This is a genomic window from Rhodococcus sp. 05-340-2 (genome assembly GCF_002258915.1).
Taxonomy (GTDB): domain Bacteria; phylum Actinomycetota; class Actinomycetes; order Mycobacteriales; family Mycobacteriaceae; genus Rhodococcoides.
Genome location: NZ_NOYU01000006.1, coordinates 250575 through 275118, shown reverse-complemented (window position 1 = coordinate 275118; position 24544 = coordinate 250575). Strand labels below are relative to the sequence as shown.

The 24544-nt window shown below is 63.3% G+C and carries 24 protein-coding genes and 1 pseudogene; 11 read left to right on the top strand and 14 right to left on the bottom strand.

Annotation, left to right across the window (positions count from 1 at the left end):
• Nucleotides 1-10: 10 nt before the first annotated feature.
• From CH271_RS02750 to CH271_RS02740, 3 genes are all read right to left on the bottom strand, one after another.
• Nucleotides 11-700, bottom strand: a complete 690-nt coding sequence (locus CH271_RS02750) for a TrmH family RNA methyltransferase (protein WP_179274741.1) — start codon at nucleotides 698-700, stop codon at nucleotides 11-13.
• Nucleotides 697-1305, bottom strand: a complete 609-nt coding sequence (locus CH271_RS02745; RefSeq protein WP_179274740.1) for a DUF6636 domain-containing protein — start codon at nucleotides 1303-1305, stop codon at nucleotides 697-699. Before CH271_RS02745 ends, CH271_RS02750 begins: the two co-directional genes overlap by 4 nt.
• A 138-nt stretch (nucleotides 1306-1443) precedes the next feature.
• A complete protein-coding gene (locus CH271_RS02740) occupies nucleotides 1444-2232 on the bottom strand; it encodes an SDR family oxidoreductase (protein ID WP_037190514.1) in 789 nt (262 codons plus the stop codon).
• An 89-nt stretch (nucleotides 2233-2321) separates the two neighbouring features.
• Between CH271_RS02740 and CH271_RS02735 the strand changes: the two genes are divergently transcribed.
• On the top strand, nucleotides 2322-2774 hold the full coding sequence (locus CH271_RS02735) for a hypothetical protein (protein WP_037190461.1): 453 nt from the start codon (nucleotides 2322-2324) through the stop codon (nucleotides 2772-2774).
• On the opposite strand, the gene CH271_RS02730 is transcribed toward CH271_RS02735, so the two are convergent.
• Entirely contained in the window at nucleotides 2745-3380 is a 636-nt protein-coding gene (locus CH271_RS02730) for a lysoplasmalogenase (RefSeq protein WP_094632578.1), read from the bottom strand. The genes CH271_RS02735 and CH271_RS02730 overlap by 30 nt on opposite strands.
• 133 nt (nucleotides 3381-3513) lie before the next feature.
• Here CH271_RS02730 and CH271_RS02725 point away from each other — a divergent pair, with 133 nt between their 5' ends.
• The 5 genes from CH271_RS02725 to CH271_RS02705 all read left to right on the top strand — a co-directional run bounded on the left by CH271_RS02725 (nucleotide 3514) and on the right by CH271_RS02705 (nucleotide 8570).
• Nucleotides 3514-4110: an Rv1733c family protein gene (locus tag CH271_RS02725; protein WP_094632577.1), complete on the top strand. Its 597-nt coding sequence runs from the start codon at nucleotides 3514-3516 to the stop codon at nucleotides 4108-4110.
• A 72-nt stretch (nucleotides 4111-4182) separates the two neighbouring features.
• Complete coding sequence (locus CH271_RS02720) at nucleotides 4183-4644, top strand: MarR family winged helix-turn-helix transcriptional regulator (protein WP_037190464.1); 462 nt, start codon at nucleotides 4183-4185, stop codon at nucleotides 4642-4644.
• Nucleotides 4641-5867, top strand: coding sequence for an MFS transporter (locus tag CH271_RS02715; RefSeq protein WP_037190466.1), 1227 nt, complete (start codon nucleotides 4641-4643; stop codon nucleotides 5865-5867). The genes CH271_RS02720 and CH271_RS02715 overlap by 4 nt, the downstream gene beginning before the upstream one ends.
• A gap of 275 nt (nucleotides 5868-6142) precedes the next feature.
• Nucleotides 6143-7975 carry a hypothetical protein gene (locus tag CH271_RS02710; RefSeq protein WP_094632576.1) on the top strand — a complete coding sequence of 611 codons (1833 nt, stop codon included), beginning with the start codon at nucleotides 6143-6145 and terminating at the stop codon, nucleotides 7973-7975.
• The gene (locus tag CH271_RS02705; RefSeq protein WP_094632575.1) at nucleotides 7962-8570 is read left to right on the top strand and encodes a class F sortase; all 609 of its coding nucleotides are present in this window, start codon (nucleotides 7962-7964) and stop codon (nucleotides 8568-8570) included. The genes CH271_RS02710 and CH271_RS02705 overlap by 14 nt, the downstream gene beginning before the upstream one ends.
• A 21-nt stretch (nucleotides 8571-8591) precedes the next feature.
• Here the strand turns inward: CH271_RS02705 and pyrE are convergent, their stop codons facing one another.
• The 5 genes from pyrE to clpB form a co-directional block, all read right to left on the bottom strand.
• Entirely contained in the window at nucleotides 8592-9140 is a 549-nt protein-coding gene (pyrE, locus tag CH271_RS02700) for an orotate phosphoribosyltransferase (RefSeq protein WP_094632574.1), read from the bottom strand.
• 114 nt (nucleotides 9141-9254) lie between these two features.
• Nucleotides 9255-9839, bottom strand: coding sequence for a LemA family protein (locus CH271_RS02695; protein WP_256986159.1), 585 nt, complete (start codon nucleotides 9837-9839; stop codon nucleotides 9255-9257).
• A 58-nt stretch (nucleotides 9840-9897) separates the two neighbouring features.
• A complete protein-coding gene (locus tag CH271_RS02690; RefSeq protein ID WP_256986232.1) occupies nucleotides 9898-10953 on the bottom strand; it encodes a hypothetical protein in 1056 nt (351 codons plus the stop codon).
• A 127-nt stretch (nucleotides 10954-11080) separates the two neighbouring features.
• Complete coding sequence (locus CH271_RS02685) at nucleotides 11081-12034, bottom strand: DUF5666 domain-containing protein (RefSeq protein WP_094632571.1); 954 nt, start codon at nucleotides 12032-12034, stop codon at nucleotides 11081-11083.
• Nucleotides 12035-12128: 94 nt separating this feature from the next.
• A complete protein-coding gene (clpB, locus tag CH271_RS02680; RefSeq protein WP_094632570.1) occupies nucleotides 12129-14675 on the bottom strand; it encodes an ATP-dependent chaperone ClpB in 2547 nt (848 codons plus the stop codon).
• A gap of 592 nt (nucleotides 14676-15267) precedes the next feature.
• Between clpB and CH271_RS28340 the strand changes: the two genes are divergently transcribed.
• Both CH271_RS28340 and CH271_RS29475 read left to right on the top strand, forming a co-directional pair.
• Entirely contained in the window at nucleotides 15268-16749 is a 1482-nt protein-coding gene (locus tag CH271_RS28340; protein ID WP_143545996.1) for a hypothetical protein, read from the top strand.
• A 1276-nt stretch (nucleotides 16750-18025) separates the two neighbouring features.
• Complete coding sequence (locus tag CH271_RS29475; RefSeq protein ID WP_143545995.1) at nucleotides 18026-18349, top strand: hypothetical protein; 324 nt, start codon at nucleotides 18026-18028, stop codon at nucleotides 18347-18349.
• A gap of 500 nt (nucleotides 18350-18849) precedes the next feature.
• Here CH271_RS29475 and CH271_RS02670 read toward each other — a convergent pair.
• Nucleotides 18850-19124 (bottom strand): annotated as a pseudogene (locus CH271_RS02670) (ATPase, T2SS/T4P/T4SS family); the annotation flags it as partial.
• Nucleotides 19125-19345: 221 nt separating this feature from the next.
• Here CH271_RS02670 and CH271_RS02665 point away from each other — a divergent pair.
• Entirely contained in the window at nucleotides 19346-20017 is a 672-nt protein-coding gene (locus CH271_RS02665; protein WP_143545994.1) for a hypothetical protein, read from the top strand.
• Between the two features lie 137 nt (nucleotides 20018-20154).
• On the opposite strand, the gene CH271_RS29540 is transcribed toward CH271_RS02665, so the two are convergent.
• Nucleotides 20155-20520, bottom strand: coding sequence for a phage major capsid family protein (locus CH271_RS29540; protein WP_094632567.1), 366 nt, complete (start codon nucleotides 20518-20520; stop codon nucleotides 20155-20157).
• 480 nt (nucleotides 20521-21000) lie between these two features.
• Between CH271_RS29540 and CH271_RS02655 the strand changes: the two genes are divergently transcribed.
• On the top strand, nucleotides 21001-22164 hold the full coding sequence (locus CH271_RS02655; RefSeq protein ID WP_037190476.1) for a globin domain-containing protein: 1164 nt from the start codon (nucleotides 21001-21003) through the stop codon (nucleotides 22162-22164).
• A gap of 21 nt (nucleotides 22165-22185) precedes the next feature.
• On the opposite strand, the gene CH271_RS02650 is transcribed toward CH271_RS02655, so the two are convergent.
• Nucleotides 22186-22857 carry a hypothetical protein gene (locus tag CH271_RS02650; RefSeq protein ID WP_141216727.1) on the bottom strand — a complete coding sequence of 224 codons (672 nt, stop codon included), beginning with the start codon at nucleotides 22855-22857 and terminating at the stop codon, nucleotides 22186-22188.
• Nucleotides 22858-23148: 291 nt separating this feature from the next.
• Between CH271_RS02650 and CH271_RS02645 the strand changes: the two genes are divergently transcribed.
• A complete protein-coding gene (locus tag CH271_RS02645) occupies nucleotides 23149-23568 on the top strand; it encodes a helix-turn-helix domain-containing protein (protein ID WP_037190519.1) in 420 nt (139 codons plus the stop codon).
• On the opposite strand, the gene CH271_RS02640 is transcribed toward CH271_RS02645, so the two are convergent.
• Together CH271_RS02640 and CH271_RS02635 are read right to left on the bottom strand one after the other, a co-directional pair.
• Nucleotides 23565-23879 (bottom strand): DUF2277 domain-containing protein, encoded by a 315-nt coding sequence (locus CH271_RS02640; protein ID WP_094632566.1) that lies wholly within the window; start codon nucleotides 23877-23879, stop codon nucleotides 23565-23567. The genes CH271_RS02645 and CH271_RS02640 overlap by 4 nt on opposite strands.
• Before the next feature lie 22 nt (nucleotides 23880-23901).
• Nucleotides 23902-24477, bottom strand: coding sequence for a TetR/AcrR family transcriptional regulator (locus tag CH271_RS02635; RefSeq protein ID WP_094632565.1), 576 nt, complete (start codon nucleotides 24475-24477; stop codon nucleotides 23902-23904).
• Nucleotides 24478-24544 lie beyond the last annotated feature (67 nt).

Genomic DNA, 24544 nt, shown 5'->3' with positions numbered 1-24544 from the left:
CGCGGCGGTTTCACCACGCAGCGTCGAGGTCGCCATGCCGCCGAATCCACGAGTGCATGGCGATTCCGGCGGCAACACCGGCATTGATGCTGCGGGTGGAACCGAATTGGGCGATCGATACCGTCATCGACGCCGATTCGCGGGCACTGTCGGTGACCCCCGGTCCCTCCTGTCCGAAGAGCAGCAGGCAGTGAAGCGGCAACTCCGCGGTCTCGATCGGTACCGACCCCGGGGTGTTGTCGACGGCCACGACGACGAGGCCCTTCTCCTCGGCGAACGCCATCAGCGCCTCCACCGAGTCGTGGTGATGGATGTGCTGGTAGCGGTCGGTGACCATCGCACCGCGACGGTTCCACCGACGACGCCCGACGATGTGGACCGCCTGAGCCGCGAAGGCGTTCGCGGTGCGCACGACCGTCCCGATGTTCGCGTCGTTGGTGAAGTTCTCGATGGCGACGTGCAGCGGATGCCGTCGGGTGTCGATGTCGGCGACGATCGCCTCGCGTCGCCAGTAGCGGTAGGCGTCGACGACGTTGCGGCGGTCTCCGCCTGCCAGCAGTTCCGGATCCAACCGTGGATCGTCGGGTGGCGGTTCGGTGTGCGTGTCGAACCACGATCCGACGCCGTTGGGGTTCTCACCCCATTCGGTGGGGCCGGCATCGTCCGACGACGGTTCGCTGTCGATCGTGTTCTCGCTCAATAGACTTCGTTGCTGTCCGGTGCGATGCGGAAACCGTGTCCGGTGGCATCGTCGACGCACGAGATGCCGTTCTCGGCGGACGTGCAGGTGAATCCGTTCTCGGCGATGGTCGCGCCGACCGCGAGCGGTGGATCGATCGTCTCGCCGCCCGAGGTGTACACCACGCCGCCGGAACACATGAATGCCGCCGGGCCTTCGTTGGTGACTCGAATACCGTTGCCCCAGTTGATCATGCAGTCCTCGGGCCGCGGCGGCACCGGAGTGGTGGTGCCCTGACACCCGGCCTCGGTACGACTCGACAGCGGCACGATTCCGCACTGGAACAGGCCGTCGGGGGAACTGAAGTAGTACGCACCGCCGATGGCCGCGTACGTCGTCTGCGGTTCGGCGGTGGGCGGCGGCTCGACCGGAGGCGGAGGCGGCGGAACCGCCTCTTCCGTGGTCGTCACCGGCGCAGGGGTGGTGGTTTCCGTCGTCGTCGTCGGCGCGAGGGTTGTGGTCGACGCCTGCTGCGGCGGCTGGGCAGCGGACTCACTGCTGCAACCGGCGAGAAGGAGCGCCGTCCCGGCCCCGATTCCGACCAACCAGGCTCGCACCCAACCCATTTGCCTTGTTCTGCTCGACCCTGGCCTGCTCGAACCCCGCGTACTCAGCATGAAGAAACCCCGACCCACCTTTCGACACCGATTGCTCGAAAGACCGACGATACCGGCGTCGGGGCCGGCATCGTCCGGCGAGGAGTTCTAGGTGTGGCTCAGACGCCGGTTGACCTCGCGAGTGAGCCATGCGGGCGAGAAGCGTGACCCGAGCGAGAGCGCCTTGGACGGCAAGCCGACCGGGAAATGCACCTTGTGCAACCGACGCTTCACCGGACGGGTCGCGTCGAAAATCGCGTCGGACACATCTTTCACGGTGAGCTTGATGCCCAGCGAGCTCGTGGTGCCCGTCGACACGCCCTGGGTCATCGCCGTCTGGACGAACAGCGGCCACATGGCCTTGACCGAGATGTCGTACTTGCTCCACTCGAGATCCAGCGCCTCGGTGATGCCGCGCACCGCGAACTTGGACGCACCGTAGGTCACCAACTCGGGCTGACCGTAGATGGCGGACGCCGAGCACAAGTTGACGACCTGCGCGCCTGCGGTGTCCTTGAGGTACGGGAAAGCCGCGAGGGTGCCGTAGATGACCCCATTGACGTTGATGTCGATCTGACGGCGATGCACCGAGAGCGGCATGTCCTCGAAGGCACCCGCGGCAAGAATTCCGGCGTTGTTGATCAGAATGTCGAGTCGACCGTCACCCTCTCCGACGAACTCCTTCAACCGGGTTTCCCACTGGTCGGAGTTGGTTACATCCAAGACGCCGGTAACTACGCGACCGCTGAGCGAGGCAGCTTCCTTGCCGAGCGATGCCAAGCCGGTCTCGTCGATGTCGTAGGCACCGACGAGGTAGCCGTTGGCTGCGAACTTGAGAGCAGTTGCGCGGCCGATACCTGCAGCTGCGCCTGAGATGAAGACAGTTGGTCGAGTCACATCGATCACCGTACATGTAACCCTACTTACCGGTAACCCCCTATCGTCGAATATCCAACAGCCGCTTTCGGCGGCGCAGGAGCACCGAAGTGAACAACGCGAGAATCGTGCGATCCGTCGTCGTGGTGACGATCGGCTACGCACTCGTACTGGCGATCTGGATCGGTTGGTTGATGGACCGCACCCCACCGGGGACGCTTCCGTACCAGCTGGCGGCCCTGGTCGCCGGATTCGGCGCGGCTCTCGGTCTGGCCATGATGATCGCCGGACGACCGACGCGTGAGCAGAAGGAACTGATCGAGCACGGCGTGGAAGGGTGGGCGACGGTGGATGCCATCCGCCGCATCGACGACGACACCGCCGAGCTGGACCTGGAATTCACCGTGCCGGGCTCGAGCAGCTACTTCGGCAAGATCGTCTACGACATCCCCCGCTCGGACACCTCACGCTTCGAGCCGGGCACCGTCATCGCCGTTCGCGTCGACCCTGCCCACCGCGAGCGAGTACTGCTGCTACCCCGAAGCCAAGGCCTCGACGAGTAGGACCTGCGCCGCAAGGTAGGTCGACAGGACGACCGCTTCCGCGGCGCGGCGCTGTCGGTCGTCGGTCAGAAAGAGCCGCCTGAACACGATCAGCGCATCGGAGACGGTGAACAGAACGCCACCGATCACCAGCCTCGGATCGCCGCCGCGCGAGACGGAACGAGCAGACAGGGTCGACGTGGTCGCGAGCACTGCACCGTACGCGATCAGGGTCGACGCCACCGCGGGCTGACGCCTGGCGAGCAGCACCGACGCGGCAAGCCAGCCGGCGTACCGCGGAATCGCGTCGATCGGTGCCGGACGCGCACCCCTGCGAAACAGCAGATACGTATAACTGCCCTGCATCACGGCGAACGCACGCGCGCCCCACTCCAGAGCGGAATCGTCGTCGGGGTCGATCAACAGCACATCGCCGACCGTGGCCGCCGCTAGACCCGCCAAGAGCACCCGATCTCGAGCTGGATCCAGCCCGGCGGCCAGCGCCGGGACCATCAGCGGCTTGGCCATGCGCTGCACGCGCATCGACCCTGTCCACGCGCCGACCACGGTCACCGCACCCGCCACCAGCGCAGCCGCACGAGCCCGCCGAACCCGACCGACAACCATTGCAAGGACCTCCACCGAAATCTCGTCACAGTCGACGTCACATGTGACGCTGACCCCTATCGCTTGATACTCGCAGGTCGCGTCGCCATCGTGGAAAGGTCGGTCGGATCATTTCGAGGCAGTGGGGACCATCATGCGCCGCAAACTCACCGGGCAGGACAGTTCGGGCCGCTCCGCCTTCGCCGGCCACCCCAACCCGTTGCTCCGCGACTGCGACGTACGCCAGGCACGCATCAAGCACTGGGTGACCGCGCTGCTGATCCTCATGATTCCGGTGTCGCTGTGGATCGGGGCCGCGGCCCACACCGATCAACAACAACGGCTCGAGGACCAGAAGAGTTCGATCCACCTCGTCACCGCGACCACGACGGCCGTCGCGGAATCCGCACCCGTTGCTTCGACCGAGTTCGGCTCGTCCGGCGCAGCTGCGACCGCCGTCGACGCACGGTGGGTTCATCGAGGCGTCGAGCACACCGGACGCGTCAGCGTCGACACCGGATCGCCTGCGGGCACCACCACGCAGATCTGGGTCGACAACAGCGGCAATGTGACCATGCGGCCACTGACCTCGTCCGACGTTGTGGCCGCGGCCATTTTCAACACCATCGGTAGCTGGGTGCTCGTGGCGTCCCTTCTCATCGGCTTCCATCACCTGATGCGCTTCCGCTACGACGGTCAGCGGGACGCCGAGTGGGACCGCGACATCGCCGATCTTCTGCGCCGACACTGACCCGAGCCCCTGGTCAGCCGCATGGTCGATCGCGCGTTGCGATAGATAGTTAGTGTATGTAACAATAATCCGGTGAGTCACTCCGACGCAGACATCCGGGACCTCCTGTCACAACTGGTCACCAGCTCGTCACGTTTTGTCCGGTTGGCCGCACGATTCGGCAGCGACGAATGGCCGAGAGCGTGGATGCGAGCACTGTCGTTGCTCGAGGAATATCAGCCACTGCGCATCAGTACGTTCGCCGAGCTCGACCGCTGCTCCCAACCGTCGGCGACGGCGTTGCTTGCCAAGCTGAGCAAGAGCGGCCTCGTGACCCGAACCGCCGATCCCGACGATTCCCGTGCCGTCCTCATCGAGATGACCGACGCCGGCCACCGATGGCTCGCCGCGAGTCGACGCCACATCGTCGACGGACTGGTGCCGTACCTGTCCGACCGCGACCCGGAGCAGATACAGAAACTGACCGACGGACTGAGTGAGCTTCGCAGCATCCTCGAGCCTGTCGATCGCGGAATGAGAGGAACTTCTTCATGACCACCAGCACCTCCCCCGACAGCCTGCTGAAGCAACCGCGTGCGGTGTGGGCAGTCGCGTTCGCCAGCGTGATCGCGTTCATGGGCATCGGCCTCGTCGATCCCATCCTCAAGCCCATCGGCGAACAACTCGATGCCTCGCCGTCACAGGTGTCGTTGCTGTTCACCAGCTACATGCTCGTCACCGGCGTCGCGATGCTGATCACCGGAGTGGTGTCGAGCCGCTTCGGACCCAAGCGCACCCTGCTGGTGGGGCTGGCGATCATCGTCGTCTTCGCTGCGCTGGCAGGCACGTCCGGCTCGGTCGGTGAGATCATCGGTTTCCGCGCCGGCTGGGGACTGGGTAACGCCCTGTTCATCGCGACGGCGCTGTCGACCATCGTCGGTGCCGCATCGGGAGGTGTCGCTCGCGCGATCATCCTCTACGAGGCCGCACTGGGTATCGGTATCGCCACCGGCCCCCTCGTCGGTGGAGTTCTCGGCGGGTTCAGCTGGCGCGGACCGTTCTTCGGCGTCGCGGCGCTGATGGCCGTCGCATTCATCCTGCTCATCGTCATGCTCCCGGACACCCCGAAGCCCGCGCACACCACGTCGATCCTCGATCCGTTCCGCGCGCTTCGCCACCGCGGTCTGCTCACCGTCGGCATCACCGCACTGCTCTACAACTACGGATTCTTCACCCTCCTGGCGTACACCCCGTTCCCGTTGGACATGGGCACCTACTCCATCGGCTTCATCTTCTTCGGCTGGGGACTGTGCCTGGCGATCGCATCGGTGTTCATCGCACCGAAGCTGCAGCGGGCCTTCGGAACGCTGAACATGATGATGCTCGCGCTGCTGCTGTTCGCCCTCGATCTGGGCGTCATGGCGATGTTCACCGAGAACAAGACCGTCCTGATCGTGGGAACCGTCGTCGCCGGGTTGTTCCTCGGAGTCAACAACACGCTGATCACCGAGACAGTGATGATCTCGGCACCGGTCGAGCGGTCCACGGCATCGGCTGCGTACAGCTTCGTTCGATTCACCGGCGGGGCCGCAGCACCGTACCTGGCCGGAAAACTGGGCGAGTCGAACATGCACGTCCCGTTCTGGGTGGGTGCAGCCTGCACCGCCCTTGCCATCGTCGTTCTGGCAACCGGCCGGAAGGTGCTCGCTCATGTCGACGACCACGAACCTGCACCTCACAGCATCGACGAGGCTCGTGCGGTGACGGTCGGCGACTGAAATACGTTCACCCGACGGGTTTTTCGCGGCGGTCGAGATCTTCGGATCTCGACCGCCGTTTGCTGTCGAGAATCTCTCTCGTCACATGAGTCCCATCAGTAACACTTTCATAACCAATTCTCAGGTAAAGGCTTGAACGGTTCCCGAGACCGGCCGGTTGGTTTACGGTCACGTCAACACGGTTGTTCGTGTGACTCACCAACTACACCCGTTCCGCGTGGGAGGGCGGGTGCGCGCAGCACGATGCTGCCACTGACCGAAGGGCCACAATCTTCATGTCGCAGAAGTCGATCGCCAGGTCCAAGAAGGCGCGCCTCGCCGCTGCCGGGGCCGCCATGGCACTGTCCCTCTCCATCGCCGCACCGGGAATCGCCAGTGCGCAGGATCCGACACCCGAAAGCTCCTCAGTCGAGCAGCCGGCCACCGAGGGCGGCACCGAATCCGGAGCTCCCACCGCCGAGCAGGGCGCAACCGTCGAAGGATCGGCCACCGTCGACGGGCAGATCGACGCGCCTGCTCCGGCCGTCACCCCGGAAGACGCCGCAGCCGCGGCTGCCGCGGCCGTCCCAGCCCCCGAAGTACCGTCGGCCATCCGCCCACTGCCCCAGGTCACCGGCGGCGTCGTCTTCAACGACGACGGCACCGCGACGGTCAACCTCGACGTCATCCCGCAGCTGTCCGACGCGGAGAAGCAGGCGATCGCCGACGCCGAGGCCGCAAGCAAGGCAGCGGTGGAAGCCACCGCAGCCGCCCAGGTTCGGCTCGAGACCGCCAAAGCAGCCGAGGCCACCGCGAGCACGGATGCCACCAAGGCCGAGGTCGCCGCCGCCGAGGCCGACGTCAAGGCCAAGACGGCCGCCGCGGAGGCCAAGGCCGCCGTAGTCGCCAGCACTGCCGCCAGTGCTGCGGTCACCGCAGCCAAGAACGACGCTGCCGAGCTGAAGACCACGGCCGACGAGGCCAAAGCCGCAGCGGACCAGGCCGCAGCCGACGCCGAGGCAGCAGAGAAGCTGGCCGTCGAGCTCGAGGCCGCAGCGGTATCGGGCGATCCAGAGGCCACCGCAGAAGCCGAGGCAGCTCGCGCCGATGCGAACGCCAAGGCCGAGCTCGCCGCCAGCGCCAAGGTCGAGGCCGATGCGTCGACCAAGGCCGTCGAGGATTCCGTCGCGGCACTGCAGGAGTCGTTCAAGAGCCTCAACCTCGCCAAGATCGCTGCCGCCACCAGGGCCGCAGCCGCCACCGCAGCGAAGTCGCTCGCACTGCACGTCGAAGCGCAGACGGCCGCTGCCGTGGCCGCGATGGCCGAGCAGAACGCTCTGAACCTCGAAGCTGCCGCCGAGGCCGCCGCGGGTGAGGAAACCGAATCCGAGAAGGCCGCAGCCGACGCCCGGGCCGCAGCGGACGCCGCCAAGGCCGACGCCGATGCCAAGGCCGACGCAGCCACCGCAGCCCAGGCCGCACTCGACGCTGCACCGTCCGATGCCGACATCGCAGCCCTCGAAAAGGCTGCAGCCGACGCCGCACAGGCCGTCGTGGATGCCAACGCAGCCGTCACGGCCGCCGACGCAGATCTGGCGACCAAGACCGAGGCAGCCGCCACAGCCAAGATCAACGCCGCCGCAGCAGCCGCCACGCTGAAGACCGCACAGGACGAAGCGACGGCAGCGAAGGCCAACTCCGACGCCAAGGCCAAGGTCGAGGCCGATCTCAAGGCCGAGGCCGCCGAATTGGCCGCCAGCGGACCGAAGTTCGAGTGGACGATCAACCTCGGAAACACCGTCCGCGAGGACGTTCCGGTCACCGAGGTCGACGAGAACACAGTCGTCGTCGACAAGACCGGAGTCTCGCTGGTCGGTGTCAGGAACGAGGACGGATCGTTCACCGTCGCGGATTACTTCACCACCGACGAGAACGGTGTCGTCAGCGTTGCCGGCGATCTGCCGCCGGTCGATCTCGCTCTCGGCGATTCCTCCGACGAGGCGTCGGGCGGATCGGACAGCTCGTCCAACACCCCGGCGATTCTGGCCGGAGTCGGCGTGGTCGTGGTCGCGGCAGCAGGCGGAGCCTTCTACCTGCGTCGCCGTAGCTCCACCGATGCCACCTCGTAACACCCGCTGGCTGTGGACGGCGATCCTGACCCTCGTTCTACTCGTATCAGGTTGTGCGAGTGACGAAGTCGGGATCGCCGCGCCCGATCGCTCGCCGGTGCAGTCACAGATCTCGGTGGCTGCACCGGCGAGCGACGTCGCTCCCGCTCAGCCGGAACACATCGAACTCCGGTCCTCGGACGGCACTGCCTATCTGAGCAGTCCCATCCATCCCGACCCGCTCTACCGCGGCGGCGACAGTGGCCAGGTGCTGAACCCCGTCGACGAACTGCCCGCGTGGTGGGCCGAGAGCGGCATGCCGGGAACCTCGACCGAACAAACGGTAGTGGTTGCGGGACATAACTATTCGAAGCGTGATGCCCCGTTCAAGGCGTTGCGCGTGGTGACCCCGGGCGACACCGTCGTGTTGCGCACAGCGAGCGGCACCCTGCAGTACGCGGTCGAATCGGTCGGCCCTCTGCCGAAGGGATCCCTACTGGCGGACAACGAACTCCGACGCTCGGTACCGGGGCGACTGATCCTCGCCAACTGCGACGTCCAAGGCGGCGAACCCACCGACGACAACTTCGTCGTCGTCGCGCAACTGGTTCGCTGACAAGCGCTTTCGCGACCGGGGCTACAAGCCGAGGTCTGCCAAGCCGAGGAGGGATCGATATTCCAGGCCCTCTGCGGCGATGACCCGATCGGCCCCGGTCGCCCGGTCCACCACCGTGGCCACTCCGGCGACCGTCGCGCCCGCGTCGCGCAGAGCCTGCACGGCAGTGAGCGGAGAATTACCGGTGGTCGTCGTATCCTCCACCACCAGAACACGTTTGCCGACGATGTCCGGTCCCTCGATCTGACGTTGCATGCCGTGCGCCTTCGCTGCCTTGCGCACCACGAACGCATCGATCGGACGCCCCTCGGCATGCATGATCGACATCGCCACCGGATCTGCACCCATCGTCAGACCGCCGACCGACACGAAATCCCAGTCGGCAACCAGATCACGCATCAACGAACCGATCAGCGCACCCGCCCGATGATGCAGGGTCGCGCGACGCAGATCCACGTAGTAGTCGGCTTCCTTGCCCGACGACAAGGTGACCTTCCCGTGCACGACGGCAAGCTCTTTCACCAAATCGGCCAGTTCCTGCCGGTCCGAATTCGCGGCACTCTCGGCCATGTTCGGATTCCTCTCGTCGCACCACGGATCTTCGATAGGTCGGTACGAACTTACCCACCGACCCGCGCAACCGCTCTCGCCGGCTCCGATGCCGGAGCTCGGGGCGTTCCTGCGCTAGGCAGCGACCTCGGCCGATGGCTGCTCGTCGAGCTGTTCCTTGGTCTCCACGAACGGTTCCGGTGCGGTCAACGAGCGAGACCTGGCGACGAGCGAGGACGGGAACGTGCCGATCGCCTGCGACAACCGGTACGCATTGTCGTTGTACACGCGCACAGCGCCCGCGATACGCCGCTCGGTGACGTTCAGCTCTCCGGCCGGGCCCTGGAACTCCCAATTGCCCAACACATTCTGACGCGCATCGGCGTCGGCCAGCACGGCGTGGAACGCGGCGGACAACGCATTCTCGGCAGCGGCCTGCGCCTGCAGACCCAGGCTGCGATCGCGCACGGCCCTGGACCACGAACGCGCACCGCCGAGCTGACGCAGCACATCACCGGACAGCCCGGTGGCCTCCGCCGCGGCAAGGAACGGGCCCAACTGCTCGTGCCGCCGATCGAGCTCGACATCGACCAGCCGCAGACTCTGTTCCGTCTGCACGCGGTACCGGCCGAGTCGACGCACCGTGACCACCACGTAGCCGACCAAGACAACGACACACAGGACCACGACTGCCACTACAACACCCGAAGAAACCGTCACGGGGTACGAATTTAGCCGCGTATGCGCATCTGCGCCCGTAAACACGCCCGAACTTTCATCAGGGCTGATTGCGTCGGCGCTCCGAGTCGAACGGGATCGGACGCGACGCGGGCTGGCGCGGCACCGGACGCGACGGACTCGCCGAACGTGCAGCCTGCGGGCCGGCCGCATCGGGCCTCGGCGGACGCGGCCTACGTCCCGACTCCTGCGGACGAGAATCGGGGGTGCGGGGCTCCTGAGTACGGGGCTCTTCAGTACGGGGTTCTCCAGCACGGGGCTCTGCTATCCGAGGAGGTCGAACCCGCGGCTCGGGCCCCTTCGGTGCAGGAGTTCTCGGCTGGGCAACACGGGTCTCCGGGCTCGGCACCGCCTGGATGCGGGGCTCGGCCGCTCGAGGCTGGGGATTCTGCGGCACGCGGGCTTGCTGGGTGTGCGCCTCCTGCACCAGCGGCCTACCCGGATCGCTTCGGTCACGGCCGGGGTCACCGGGTCGAGCGCCGTAGACCGCGCTTCCGCGAACCGGAGGCAGCACGTGCAACATGCCCGACAGTCGTGCGACCGCGTCGATCGCGGCATCCCAATCGCGACCGGCACTGCTGAGCGGCAGAGATCCGAGCGTCCAGTCCTTCTCGCTCCACAGCAGCTGCAGATTCGCCGGGATGGACTCGGTGAACGCAGCCATCCGCTGGTCGCAGACACGACGAGCGATATCGACGTCGGTGGCGAACACCACGCGCGGGCCGATGGAACCGAGCAGTTCCATGTCCTCGTCGCGCGGCGGTGGCGTCGAGCGGGGCCGAAGGTCGATGTCGACATCGGACCCGACCGAGCGCTGCACGGCCACGATGGTGCCCGTCTCCTCGACGTCGAAGAGAACGAACTCCTCACCGCGCCGAACGCCGGTCACCACTCCGAGAGCCACGTCGAACTCGGGCTTCGACAGGGCAGCGCGAGAGAACCGAGTGACCAGTTCTTTATCGTGCGGTCGATACTCGTACCCCTGAGCCTTGGCCCACATCTGCCGTACACGTCCGGACTGATCTCGCTTGGACCTGTCGATGTAGAGCAGCGCCACTGCACCCATCAGTGCAATTGCCGCAAGGCCGAACCACATTGCCGTCATCGCGAACCACCTTAATCGACATCCACACCTTCGCCGCCCACCACCGCCGGGTCCTGTGAACGGTCCCTACGGCGACTCGCATCGCCAATCGGGTCGTTCCGCAGGCTCCACTCCCGCCCTATCCGCCGAGATTCGGCCTTTCGATGATGACGTTCGCGCGGATCGTTCCGTCCTCGACGGCCTCGCCCTGCACCACGACGAAAGCACCGACGGTCAGCGACGCCAGGTCGCTACCGGACAACGAGATTATCTGGGTCTGGGGTGTGGTCTGCACCGTCACCGGAGCGCCGTCGAGTCCGTCCAGCGTCAGAGTCGAACCGTCGTTGGCGCTGATCGTTCCCACCGACGAACCCAGCTGACCGAGAATCTCGGGAATTCCCCCGGGGATCAGCTCGGGCGTGGTGGCGGTGCCCGATTCGGTGGGCTGCGGCGCTGTCGTGGGCGCGCTCGACGTGGGCGGCCTGATCGACGTCGACGTCGACGGACCGGTTGCAGTGGTGCTGGGCTCGTCCGATCCCCCGCTCAGGAAGGAAATTCCGAAGAACACGACGATGGCGAGGACGACGAGTCCGATCAGCGCCAGAACCCACGGTCTGGGCCCCTTGCTGCCGGAATCGGTCGCGTTCGGATCCCCGGTGGGCGGCGGAGCGCCGTACTCCGGCGGCTGCCCGAATTGCTGAGTGTGGCCGAATTGCTGAGTGTTGCCGTACTGCGGGGCCTGGCCGTATTGGGGTTGACCGTACTGCGCAGTCTCGTAACCCGGGGGTTGACCGTACTGCTGGGTCTGGCCGTATGCCTGATTCGCCGCCGCCTGTTGCTCCGGGTCGTAGGGCGGGAATGCCTGCGTGGGCTGATAACCGGGCGGATAGGCCTGCGGGTCCGGGTTCTGACCCGCCTGTGTCGGATACTGCTCCGTCGGTTGCGAGCCGTCGGGATACTGCTGGGCCCCGGGATACTGCTGGGCACCGGGGTACTGCTGTCCGTAGGCCTGCGTCGATTCTGCTGACTCCGGCCCGTCCGCCGCGTCCTGATCGCGTTCTCTGGGTGACCGCGGGTCGTCCGGATTCGTCATCCCACGAGCGTACCTACCCGGTACACCCCGGTTGAAGGCAAAAACAGGCCCGCACGAGCAGTACTCGTGCGGGCCTGTTCGGGAAAAACCGCGGCTAGCCCAGGATCAGGCGCTCTCCGTCAGGGCTGACACCGACCGACACCACATCGCCGTCGTGGACGTCGCCGGCGAGCAGCAGCTTCGCCAGTTGATCCCCGATGGCCTGCTGGATCAGTCGACGCAGCGGCCGCGCTCCGTACAGCGGGTCGTAGCCGCGAACCGCGAGCCACATCTTTGCCGGTGACGACACGACCAGCGTCAGTCGACGAGCCGCCAGACGCTTGGCGAGGAAGCCGAGCTGGATGTCGACGATCGACTCGAGCTGATCCTCGGACAACGCGTCGAACACCACCACGTCGTCGAGTCGATTGACGAACTCGGGCTTGAACGACCGCCGCACCGCGTCCATCACCTGCTCCTTGGTGCCGCCGGCACCGAGGTTGGAGGTGAGGATCAGGATCGTGTTGCGGAAGTCGACGGTCCGGCCCTGGCCGTCGGTGAGCCGGCCTTCGTCCAACACTGCGAGCAGGATGTCGAACACATCGGGGTGCGCTTTCTCGACCTCGTCGAAGAGCACAACCGTGTACGGACGCCTACGCACGGCCTCGGTCAGCTGACCTCCGGCCTCGTAGCCGACGTAGCCCGGAGGTGCACCGACGAGCCGAGCGACGGCATGCTTCTCGCTGTACTCGCTCATGTCGATGCGCACCATCGCGCGTTCGTCGTCGAAGAGGAACTCCGCCAACGCTTTCGCCAGCTCGGTCTTACCGACACCGGTCGGTCCGAGGAACAGGAACGATCCCGTCGGACGGTTGGGATCGGCCACCCCGGCGCGGGAGCGTCGGACGGCGTCGGACACCGCTTGTACTGCATCCTTCTGCCCGACGACTCGCTTGCCGAGCTCGTCCTCCATGCGGAGCAGCTTCGCGGTCTCACCCTCGAGCATCCGGCCCGCCGGAATTCCGGTCCAGGCCGCGACGACGTCGGCGACGTCGTCCGGTCCCACCTCCTCCTTGAGCATGACGTCACCCTGAGCCGGCGAGTCCTCGGTCTTGGCTGCGAGCTCCTTCTCGAGAGTCGGGATGCGTCCGTAGCGCAGCTCGGCGGCCCGACCCAGATCGCCGTCGCGTTCGGCGCGGTCGGATTCGCCCCGCAGGTTCTCGAGCTCCTCCTTCAGAACCCGCACCGAGTCGATGGCGTTCTTCTCGTTCTGCCACCGGGTGCTGAGCCCGGCGAGCTTCTCCTGCAGATCGGCAAGTTCCTGGCGGAGCTTGTCGAGCCGAGCCTTCGACGCGTCGTCGGTCTCCTTCGCCAGGGCCATCTCCTCGATTTCGAGGCGACGGACGGCACGTTCGACCTCGTCGATCTCGACCGGGCGTGAGTCGATCTCCATGCGCAGCCGGGACGCGGCCTCGTCGACCAGGTCGATGGCCTTGTCCGGCAGGAACCGGGCGGTGATGTACCGATCACTGAGCGTGGCCGCGGCGACCAGGGCGGAGTCCGTGATCCGGACGCCGTGGTGCACTTCGTAGCGCTCCTTGAGTCCGCGCAGGATGCCGACGGTGTCCTCTACCGACGGCTCACCGACGTAGACCTGCTGGAAGCGTCGTTCGAGGGCGGCATCCTTCTCGATGTACTTGCGGTACTCCTCGAGGGTCGTCGCACCGACGAGGCGCAGTTCGCCGCGGGCGAGCATCGGTTTGATCATGTTGCCCGCGTCCATCGCCGATTCACCGGTCGCACCTGCTCCGACGATGGTGTGCAGCTCGTCGATGAACGTGATGACCTGGCCTGCGGAGTTCTTGATGTCGTCGAGCACGGCTTTGAGCCGCTCCTCGAACTCACCGCGGAACTTCGCGCCCGCGACCATCGAACCGAGGTCGAGGGAGACGACGGTCTTGCCGCGCAGGCTCTCCGGTACGTCACCGGCGATGACGCGTTGCGCGAGTCCTTCGACGATGGCCGTCTTGCCGACACCGGGTTCGCCGATGAGCACCGGGTTGTTCTTGGTGCGCCGTGAGAGAACCTGCACGACGCGCCTGATCTCGGTGTCGCGGCCGATGACGGGATCGAGCTTGCCTTCTCGGGCCAGCGCGGTCAGATCGGTGCTGTACTTCTCCAGCGCCTGGTAGGTGTTCTCGGGATCTGCGCTGGTGACCCGAGCACTCCCGCGAACGGCTTGGAAGGCGTCGCGCAGCTCGTTGGGTCCGGCTCCGTGACCGGACAACAGCTTGCCGACGTCGTCGCTGCCGGTCGCCAGGCCCACCATGATGTGTTCGGTGGAGACGTACTCGTCGTCGAGTTCGGTGGCCAGATGCTGTGCGGCGGTGATCGCGGCGAGGGTTTCACGGCCGAGTTGCGGAGTGGTGGTCGAACCGGATGCCGAGGGCAGGCGGTCGACGAGGTTCTGCGCTTCTCGACGCACCGTTGCAGGGTCGACGCCGACGGCCTTCAGCAGTGGTGTGGCGATGCCGTCGGTCTGATCGAGCAACGCCACCAACAAATGTGCCGGACGAATGTCCGGGTTACCGGCCGCAGATGCGGCCTGCAGGGCAGCAGAGAGCGCCGCCTGCGACTTCGTGGTGGGAGTGAAACTGTCCACCGGTCACCTTCTTCCGAGAGTGGGATTCGAGACTGTCGCTGGGTACAACCATAGACAAGTTGAGTCTGTTCCGCTCAACCTTGACTTTTTGTGCGAGATTCCCCAGCCAGTTGCACGCAAGACGTGCATGACTCGAAACCCTGCGCTGCCGGACCGTCGTCCAATCTTCAAGGTCTCGGATCAGCAAGTTTGAGGAAGTGACCAAGCAAGAACCGGCTTTCACGCCCGCGCGAGCTAGGAGGAAAGGCCGTACCGAATCCGACACTGACGGCGCAAAGCACTGCGCCAAGGGCTGCGTCACCTTCCCCAAAACCCGATCGACTGAGGTATCGACTCCTTAACCCAGAAACGCGGTACTGGGCGTGGCGGCGACAGCTTCAGAAGCCGGACTTGGCAAGCGGGAAGATTAACAATTGGGAGCCGCAACTGACATCAGTCCGTACTTGCATCTAGCCTCCGTAAGCAGTCCCCCCTTTGGGTAGCGAGATGCTTTGGGACAGCACCTCAGACGTCCGCCTGCATGGTGTTCGACGAGAGGTCCCGCCCTGGATGATTCCCGGTACACTTCTAGCAGCCAACAGGAAGGACCTCTATGAGCTCCAACAACTCGAAGCTTGAGAGGTACGTCGCTGGATACGCAGCCCCTGCGCCGATGCAGACACCCGACGCGGTTAATGGCGACCCACAATTCTCGTCATTATGCGAGTATTTATCTAATCTCCCCGCCCTAACCGCGAACGACGCCATCGTCGACATCGGGTGCGGAATGGGCGTGGTCGCAAAGGCAATGATGGGTGTGTCCTGGCGTCAAGAGACTCCAATTTACATACCAATAGACCTCGAAGAACCACTGCTTAAGCTCGCTTTGCCTCCACTGATCCATAACCACTCCAGGAAAGTTACATTTGCTGATCTTGTCTCTAAACGCAGCGTCTTCGTCGACGCCGAGGCAACGCATTTCATCCTATTGCGTAACATACTTCATGAGCTTGACATTCGCGAGATGGCACAACTAATTTCAACACTCAATTCATCAGCTCCAAACGGCACTCAAATTTTCATTCAAGATATGGAGGAACTACCTACAGCCGAGTCACGCAATTCACCTTGGCACCATAGTGAGCTAGTCAATCTACTGCTCGAACTCGGAATGAACCCCACCGGACCGGATGTCTACTTCAGCAGAAGCGGAACCCCATGGTTTACCATCTACTGTGCCACAAACCAGTCACAGCATAATGAACAAGAAATCGGCGATATAATTCGCAACGCCCGACAGAGGATGAGCGCTGCACTACTATCCGAAATCGAAAAATTAACCAACGGCGATGCAGTGAACGCTGAACGCAGCTTAATACTCTCTAGGGAAAGATCGACTATCGATCTGCAGATTATCGACTGGGGAAACAAGCGGTCAAGTTACTCTGAATCTAATAGAAGCTTGGACACCTCAGTCAAGATCGCAAACACTTCACTTCTTGTCACGAGCAATCTCGACGGCCTCATTAAGATGGCCGAAGCGGAACCACACGCCTTCGATGTTCTGGCAATCCTGAGATCCAAGGACGTGATTCAGATGCCTGAAACTATCGACAACGCAGGCGAGCGAGTTTGGTTTTATGGCTACTCAAATAAACATTCTTTCTTCGACGAGTCCAACGTCTTCGCGATACAAAATGCAGTCTCACGGGGGGTCGAGGTCCAAATTCTCCTTGTCCACCCGACAAGCGGTGCAGTAAAAGCACGATCATCCGAGCCTGCGTACGCAAGCAGGAACGACCTGTCAGAAGACATCATTGAGTGCATTGCAAAGTACATGGAAATTTCTACGCAAGGAGCTTGGGCTGATGTTCGACTCACCAACTCGACACCACCGTGCTCATTCTTCATAGTAGACAACAGCTGTGTAGCCAGTTTTTATACTGCCCACACGACCGGCACTAGTGGGCAAAGCTTTGTCATCCATGACACGAATAGACCTGGAGACTTCTTTTCCCTACTTGCCAACGAGTTTTCAGTCGCATTTCATGCTGCCGACAACGCTCACGACTTCCCCATTAGCCACGGAGCCTGACAATGAGTCACCGAACAAATGGAAACCACGATGTGCTGGTCGCTGCCGGGGGTTACGCTTCCCGCTACTCTCCTCGATACAGCGGCCCGAAGTCTTTAATACCTATCGGGACGCATCCCATATTATCCGAACTTTTGAAAAGCATCAGAAGGCAGCATCCTTCTGCTCGAATTCTGGTCTCGACGAATCGTACTGATTATCTATACCGCACACAGGAAATTTGCAATTCACACGGTGCAGAGGTTCTGGTTGACCCAGGATTTGACTCGACCATTGACCTAGCCCGCTTCGCTGCACCCGAAATGGCCCAGAAATTTTGTTTCATCTATGGGCACACGCTGCTTGGGTGCGAAGGTCTAACACCGTTCATGACTCGATCAGAATCCGCAGCAGTATATCGTAGCTCCACTCGCCGAGCCCCCATTAATATCGGCAACCGATTCCTTGAACCCCCCTTTCAGATAGACCGCTGCAGAGTTTTGTCGTCTATGGCCAAGACCTGGAGCGAATACATAGATGAAGTTCATGCTCTGACTGTGGTAGACACGGGCCTTCCACCCGAGCCGAATACCTGGGAAGAGCAACTGGCGTATTTCCAGCTAACGCTCCATCTGAATTCCGAATCGGACTGCCGAAACCCATCGGTCCAGTGACCCAAGCACCCATAAAACTCCCCCAAAAAGCCATGACACAATTCAGCCAAAAGAGAAATTTTGCCGACGAGCGGTCGCCATATTCACATCCTTATTCCAATGAAACAACCCCCGCCTGGTCCGACGCTCACGATTTTCTTCCTCACACCGCACGTTTGCGCCCAGCAAGGATAGAGAGAAACCCATTTCAGCGCCACTGCATACACTGCTTGCAATGCAAGTGGAGGCATGGTCGAAAAATTGGACGGGAGCTGTCGCTGGTTGCACTCGCTGGAGTTACTGGCCCATTCTGGTTGCAACATGTTCAGTAGGACGTGGCACGAAACCCTACCAATGCGGAGGTCCAATCAATGGACGACGTCTGTGCCTGGAATCGTTTCGGCAATCCCCGGGAAGTGACGGCATGGTCACCAGTACCACCCTCAGCGATCAACGAGGCGACGAAATAGCCCTCAACCGAGCGACTTTGGTGACTCGGACCGAGTGGACACACCGACCCCGAAACCGCCGATACCCTGCACAACCTGTTGCGGAACTGACGGGGTGCCACCCTGCTCTTCGTTGCCGACACCCTCGGGTGGCGTGGCGGGAAGAGGATCAGCCCACAGAATCGAGAACGTGACATGCCCATCACCCGGCAGATACCCAAAGCTACCGACCTGCGCGAGGTCCTCTCGTTCGACAGACCGGATCTGAATCTGCGTCGACGACGCCTCAACGCCGTACTCACCATCGACGATCTCCGCACCATCGCGCGTCGACGCACCCCGCGGGCGGCATTCGACTACACCGACGGTGCCGCCGCGGGAATTCTTACGAGATGCGGCAGCCTCATGGTTGTTGTCGTTCCCCAACTTAGGACCAACCCGCTAGGCGTCCTGAGTCTCAATTTCATACCTAAGACTCCCGGGCTACGTCCGTGGCCCGGGAGGTCCAGTTCGGAGTAACAATCGATCCAGCTGGCGACACGCGCCCACCGCTGGTCCATTGCTGCGTCGATCCTCCGACCGAATTCCGCGAGTGCCGCAGGGTTTCCAGCAGCCTCGAATCACACTCCAACGCGCTCGATCTGGGAGCTAAGGTGGCTCGTCGTAACGAAACCCCATCCTGCTGATGCGCTGGTCACTAGGAAGCGATAGACCGGGGCGCTGACCAACTGGTATATCGGCTTCCTCGCCGGGTCGGCAGAGAGCACCGGGAAAAGAATGCTTTGCGGTATTCCGTCGATCTGTGTTGGATAATCCACTCCCATAGTGTCTGGGCCAACCACCAGACCCTCGGGAACGTACGGGTAGTCACCCTCGATAACCGTGCTAGCAGCGCTTGTCGAATGACCATTCTGTACGAAATCTAAGCACGCCACTTCAACTTGACCCGCGCTTCCAGGACCGCGAGCTGATGCGCGAGCTTGCGGCCCTAGAACTCGTCTGCCGACTCGGTCTTACGTCTCGTCAGGTTGGTTGTGACGCCTTTCGGATGAGCCTCGACCGTGCCCGCCGCGTACCTCACCAACTACGAGTCGGTCCGATCGAGTCCGGAGCACCTGGCAAACCAATTGCCACACCGAAACCTCCCCCATACCTTCGACACTGGGTGCGCGAGCAACCAGACACGCCACATGCGGATATGCCGGTGCCAACTCGGCCGCGTCCTCTACACAGACGATGCGTTCGGCCGATCCACCTCACCCAACAGCGCGGCGAGGCGTGTGGTTTTCCCTGCTTTGCGCCTAAAGGACATATCCGAGGATGAATCGGCCCCGCTCGATGCGCCAACATCAGCCACGGCCTCGGATACGAAATGGAGTAGACCCGTCGTGAACCTGTAACGGCTGCTCGCCGTCTGGCGGTACACGCGCCCCTGTATTGCGGGAGCCGAGGAACACAGAAAACGCCCCCGCGTCCCTGATGGGTTGCAGGGGCGTTGCTGTTAGCGTCCATGCCGTGTTGACACTATTGAGCGCCGAGGAACCGGCTGAGGGATTCAGATTCACTCAAGGATGGGCAAGTATTGGGACCATTACGGTCGGCGTCCTCGCCCTGGTGATCGCCACTATTTACAACCGAACGACGCTGATAGTCTCAGCCGAGCGTCATACGATGGATCGGCGCGATAAGTACAACGAAAGCGTCCGCAAGTCTGTCGTTGCCATCGCGACAGAAGTGCTTGAGTGGACTGGGCACTGCTCTTTTCAGTTCGTAGGCATGGACCTACTTTCGGAGGACATCGCAAGACCGAAAGCTCAGAACAGCACCGAGCGAATCCGCACATCACTGACCACTGCCAACCGTGAAGAATTCATCCCAGCACATCGCCGTCTGCATTCGGCGCTTTTCGCGACCCGCTTGCTCACGACCGACGAAGCAATCGCCCCAGTTGTCAACAAGATGCTTGCTGCCCTGTACGGGGTTCGGGAGATTCGGCAGACCACTGATTACGACAGTCCAGACTCTCTGCTGGTGAGCCGTACTCAGCTCAAAGAAGTGTATGAAGCCATTATTTTTGGCATGGAAGAGTTAGAGCAGGTCACTGTGGTGAAGTTCCCCTTCGTTCTGGAAGACGACAAAGCAGGCACCGCGATTAGGCAGCCCCCACTTAGACGAACCAGACCTTAGCGGTCTCCATATTTACCGCGTACTGAGGACGCAACCCCGAAAACCAAAACCGAACCTCGACCAGCAAACGACTCAGGTTCTGCTCGAAATCATCACCGGCGGTACCCCACTCGATCACGATGCCGTGAGTGTCATGGTCAACCTTGATTGCACTGAGGTCCAACAACACGCCCGAATCGCCGGCAAAGCGTTCGACACAACCCCCTGCACGCCATGCCGCGTGCGGGTAGCTCGGCCACCGCTGTGTGAGCCAAATCGAACGCACACGACGCGTTGCGGCCAAGCTCAAGCGCCTCCCAATCGGTAGGCGACAACACGAACACGCCGGGGTTGCGGCCAGCCGACTCAAACGCAGTGGCAGCCTTACGCATGGTCACCACCAGGTCTGTTGCGAACTGCTGGACCACGAGACTGGACGTGTTCAGAATGCCAGTCAGGTTCAGGCCCTGACCGTCACCGTCGACGACCTGCTCCCCGACCGCCTCACGCAGGCCCGAGAGCATTTCACTGAACAAGAATTTCGCCCCGCCGATTTGACTGCAGCTTCATCTTGGCGCGCACCTCGTTCGGCGTCATAAATGGCCGACCCACCGAGGACGCCATGACGGCTGCCTGCTCCTCAAATGAACCTGTCACCTGACGGGTGTCGATGTTTCCTTACCTTTCTTAGCCGCGCCGCCGCTCCAGCTGCAGCCGAGTTCGGTGTAGCAGCGGCTGCTTGAGATCACCCAAAGGAAGACCTGTCAGCTGGACGAAGGCACCAGGCCAAGCACAAACGTCTCCTGCCCGTGATCTGCGAATCCGATTCGCGACCAGTTCTATGTCGCGACGATGGGCTGACAGCGCAAGCGTGGCAGCCTGAAGCTCTGCGTCGGATTGCCAAGTTCTGATTGACGTGCGCGAAGTCCTCGATCGGTCTACTTTGGTGACGGTCGACGGTGGCTGGGTCATCGGCAGTGATTCGGTGGGGTGGAGGTGGATCTATGCTCGACGCACGCACGATCTCCCTCGTTCGCACCGGATTCAAATCCGTCGTGGCCGCCCAGGACGGGCCGGCGCGGCTGTCCCGGTCCTTCTACGGTCATCTCTTCGCCGAGCATCCCGACTTCCGCACCCTGTTCCCGGCATCGATGGACGCGTTGCGTGAGCACTTCGTCATGGCCCTCGGCTACGTCTTCGAGCACCTCGACGAACCCGACCGCGTCGAGCCGTTCCTCGAGCAACTCGGCCGGGACCATCGCAAACACGGAATCTCCGGCGCACATTTTCGCGCAGGCAGCTCGGCGCTGATCAACGCGTTCCGCACCTTCGCCGGCAACGAGGTATGGACCGACGAGGTCGAGACGGCCTGGAACGACGCCCTCACCGTGGTGAGCAATGCGATGGCCGACGCCGCCGACAACGACGAACTGCCGCCGTTCTGGAGTGCCACCGTCGTAGAACATCAGCGCGTGCTCGACGACCTCGCGGTGGTGCGGCTGAAGACCGACGGCGAGATCCCGTACTTCCCCGGGCAGTACGTCAGTGTGCAGATTCCGCAGCGGCCCAAGCTGTGGCGGTACCTGTCCCCTGCCATCCCCAGCAATCCGTACGGTGAGATCGAGTTCCATGTTCGACGCGTCTCCGGTGGCTGGGTGTCGCCGGCGATGGTCACCGAGACCGCCGTGGGTGATCGCTGGGCCATCAGTCCGCCGCTGGGCGGGATGCACGTCGATCGCGCGATCCGCGAGGACGTGCTGATGATCGCGGGCGGCACCGGCTTGGCCCCGCTGCGCGCGCAGGTGATGGAGATGGCGCAGCGCAGCAACAATCCTCGGGTGCACCTGTTCGTCAGCGGAACGTATCCGTGCGATCTCTACGATCTGGACACTCTGTGGCAGTTGTCGCTGTCGAATCCGTGGCTGACGGTGGTTCCGGTGACCGAGGAACTCGAGAATCCGTGGTGGTATTCGGGCACACCTCGCGAACTACCGTGGGGAATGCACCACCGTCTGCACGGCGCGGTGGGCAAGGTCGTCACTCGATTCGGTTCGTGGGCCGATCGGCAGATTCAGATCTGCGGGTCACCGTCGATGGTGCGCACGACGATCTACGCCCTCCGCAGGGTCGGCACGCCGATGGAGCACATTCAGCACGACCCGTTCTGAAAAGCCCTGCGCCGCAAGCCCTCAGCCGGACAGCGACTTCGGCGGCATGTCCTCGACCACTCCGCCGGCCACCAGTCGCGGCGTCCAGGTCTCGGTCACCAGTCGACCGTCTCCGGTGATGATCGCATCGGGGTCGGGGTCGATCAGGATCGGATATCCGGTATCGGCGGTGGCCTCGACGTTCTGCACCAGGAGGCCGTTCTCGATGGTGTAGTGCACGCGAACCGGTTGCAGGTCGGAGTCGAAAGCCCAAGGGCGGCCGATGAATATCACTGCAGCGCCCACATCGTCGAGTACCGACACCGAGCCGTCGCGCTCGAGCCGCAGGCTCCACCGGGGCGGCATGGACGTCGAGAACTCGAATCTGTGCGGTGCTCGCGCGTCGAGCAGGTGGATCATCAACAGCGCGCCGTCCCGAGGGTCTCGTTGCGGCACAATGACTTCGAACGATCCACATTCGTAGAACCTGGACCCGAACGGCCCCGGGATGCCTGCGCCGAGATGGTCTGCGATGGCGAGTCCGAGTCGAACGAACCCGGAGCCGTCCTCGGCCCGGAGCGTGATTCCCTCGGACGGGTGCGGCGTGGGCGACTCGTCCCGCGGCGCGTAGGACAGCACTGCGCGAAGCAGTGGCTCGACCACCTCCGCGTCACCGTCTCGTGAATCGAACGTTCGCCGTCGACGATCGGTCATCTCCACCCCCTCCGCCTGGCAAGACAGTCTGCCACCGAGGCTCTGATCACGTGTCCGATTCTACGGAAAACCATTCGATCGATCCGGTGTCCGAGGCACCGGGCTGCCCGGACTCGCGCCGGCACGTCGCCCGACGCATGAAACCGATCAGTACGATTTTCGACGAATTTCTGCAGGTCAGCCATGGTTCGCCGGATCCGCGGCAGCGGCTACTATGAGCCGGTTCGGTCCGCGGCGGACCGATCTGCCCGGGTGGGCAGCGGCTGTATCAGGAAGGCACACACATCCCCGATGTCCGCTGATTTCGCCGCACGCCTGAACCATCTGTTCTCCACGATCCACCCGACCGGACGCAAGCCGCACACCAATGCCGAGGTCGCCGACGCTCTCGCCCTGCGCGGGCACCAGATCTCCAAGCCGTACATCTCGCAATTGCGGTCGGGGCAGCGCGCCAATCCGTCTGCGGACACCGTGGCGGCACTGGCCACGTTCTTCAAGGTCAAGCCCGACTACTTCTTCGACGACATCTACGCGGCCAAGGTCGATCACGACCTCGAACTGCTCACCCAGCTGCAGGGATACGGCCTACGCCGCCTGTCCGCCCGGGCATTCGACCTGTCCGAGGAGTCCCAGAACCTGCTCAGCTCGATGGCCGAGAAGCTCCGCGTGAGCGAAGGACTCCCCGCGGTGCCGCCGGACAGCACCCACTAGGACCCGGTGTTCGCCGCTGATTTGGGTCGTTCCGCAGGCGCCACTCCCGCCGCCGCAATCCTCGCCTGCACCTCCGGACGCCGCAGTGGCGGCACCGTGGGCGGTGGCTGACGCCGCTCCGGAAGCGCATCGAGGAGCCGGTGCGTCGTTGCCGTCACCTCGGCGACGGCACGCTCGAACGCGTCACGGGTGGCGTCGGACGTCTTCTGCACGCCGCTGATCTTGCGGACGTACTGACGCGCGGCCGCTTCGATCTCCTCGTCGGTGGCGTGGGGTTCCAAGCCTCGCAGGGTGGTGATGTTTCGGCACATGCGTCGACGATAACCCCGCAGCTCACACCTCGAGAAGGCCTGCAACGGCACGAAGACACAGCGCACGGACCTGTTCCCGGTCGAGAGTTCTGCGCTCGACCCAGTCCAGGCACACCGCTCGCACGAAGGCCACCCACCCGCGCAATGCGGTGCGGACCATGTCGTCGTCGCGAAATCTCTCGGGCAGAGCAGCCAGGATCCGCTCCTGCTGAATCTCGAACTCGCGCGTGAGGATGTCGTCGATCCGTCGGTCTCCCAGCAGGGACCCGCGGTTGACGGCTCGAATGCCGTGCGCGTGCTCGTCGGCGTAGGAGATGTAGGCATCGAGCCCGGCGGCGATCTGTTCGAGGACCGGAAGCGAGGTGTCCGGTGCGGTGAGGTCGAGGTTCCGCTCGGACTCGGTGCGCACGATCTCGACGAAGAACTCCCGCTTGGACGGGAAGTAGTGGTACATCAGCCCGCGTGAGACGCCCGCCAGATCGGCGACCTCTTCGATCCACACGTCCTCGTAGGGCCGCTCGGCGAACAGTGCCGAGCCGATCTCGAGGAGTTGCGCACGCCGCTGCGCCGGCGTCATCCGCTTGCGAGGTGTGGTCATGGGCCTCGAACTTTACTTGACACGAGTTCAACAGTGAGTACGGTCACTATTGGACACCGATTCAACA

Coding starts and splice junctions, on each gene's coding strand:
- CH271_RS02635 (WP_094632565.1), bottom strand. CDS start 24,477: ATGACCACACCTCGCAAGCGGATGACGCCGGCGCAGCGGCGTGCGCAA.
- CH271_RS02690 (WP_256986232.1), bottom strand. CDS start 10,953: ATGTGGTTCGGCCTTGCGGCAATTGCACTGATGGGTGCAGTGGCGCTG.
- CH271_RS02650 (WP_141216727.1), bottom strand. CDS start 22,857: ATGACCGATCGTCGACGGCGAACGTTCGATTCACGAGACGGTGACGCG.
- CH271_RS29540 (WP_094632567.1), bottom strand. CDS start 20,520: ATGCTCTCGGGCCTGCGTGAGGCGGTCGGGGAGCAGGTCGTCGACGGT.
- CH271_RS02715 (WP_037190466.1), top strand. CDS start 4,641: ATGACCACCAGCACCTCCCCCGACAGCCTGCTGAAGCAACCGCGTGCG.
- CH271_RS28340 (WP_143545996.1), top strand. CDS start 15,268: ATGAGCTCCAACAACTCGAAGCTTGAGAGGTACGTCGCTGGATACGCA.
- CH271_RS02725 (WP_094632577.1), top strand. CDS start 3,514: ATGCGCCGCAAACTCACCGGGCAGGACAGTTCGGGCCGCTCCGCCTTC.
- CH271_RS02655 (WP_037190476.1), top strand. CDS start 21,001: ATGCTCGACGCACGCACGATCTCCCTCGTTCGCACCGGATTCAAATCC.
- pyrE (WP_094632574.1), bottom strand. CDS start 9,140: ATGGCCGAGAGTGCCGCGAATTCGGACCGGCAGGAACTGGCCGATTTG.
- CH271_RS02705 (WP_094632575.1), top strand. CDS start 7,962: ATGCCACCTCGTAACACCCGCTGGCTGTGGACGGCGATCCTGACCCTC.
- CH271_RS02685 (WP_094632571.1), bottom strand. CDS start 12,034: ATGACGAATCCGGACGACCCGCGGTCACCCAGAGAACGCGATCAGGAC.
- CH271_RS02710 (WP_094632576.1), top strand. CDS start 6,143: ATGTCGCAGAAGTCGATCGCCAGGTCCAAGAAGGCGCGCCTCGCCGCT.
- CH271_RS29475 (WP_143545995.1), top strand. CDS start 18,026: ATGCCCATCACCCGGCAGATACCCAAAGCTACCGACCTGCGCGAGGTC.
- CH271_RS02730 (WP_094632578.1), bottom strand. CDS start 3,380: ATGGTTGTCGGTCGGGTTCGGCGGGCTCGTGCGGCTGCGCTGGTGGCG.
- CH271_RS02640 (WP_094632566.1), bottom strand. CDS start 23,879: ATGTGCCGAAACATCACCACCCTGCGAGGCTTGGAACCCCACGCCACC.
- CH271_RS02645 (WP_037190519.1), top strand. CDS start 23,149: ATGTCCGCTGATTTCGCCGCACGCCTGAACCATCTGTTCTCCACGATC.
- CH271_RS02745 (WP_179274740.1), bottom strand. CDS start 1,305: ATGGGTTGGGTGCGAGCCTGGTTGGTCGGAATCGGGGCCGGGACGGCG.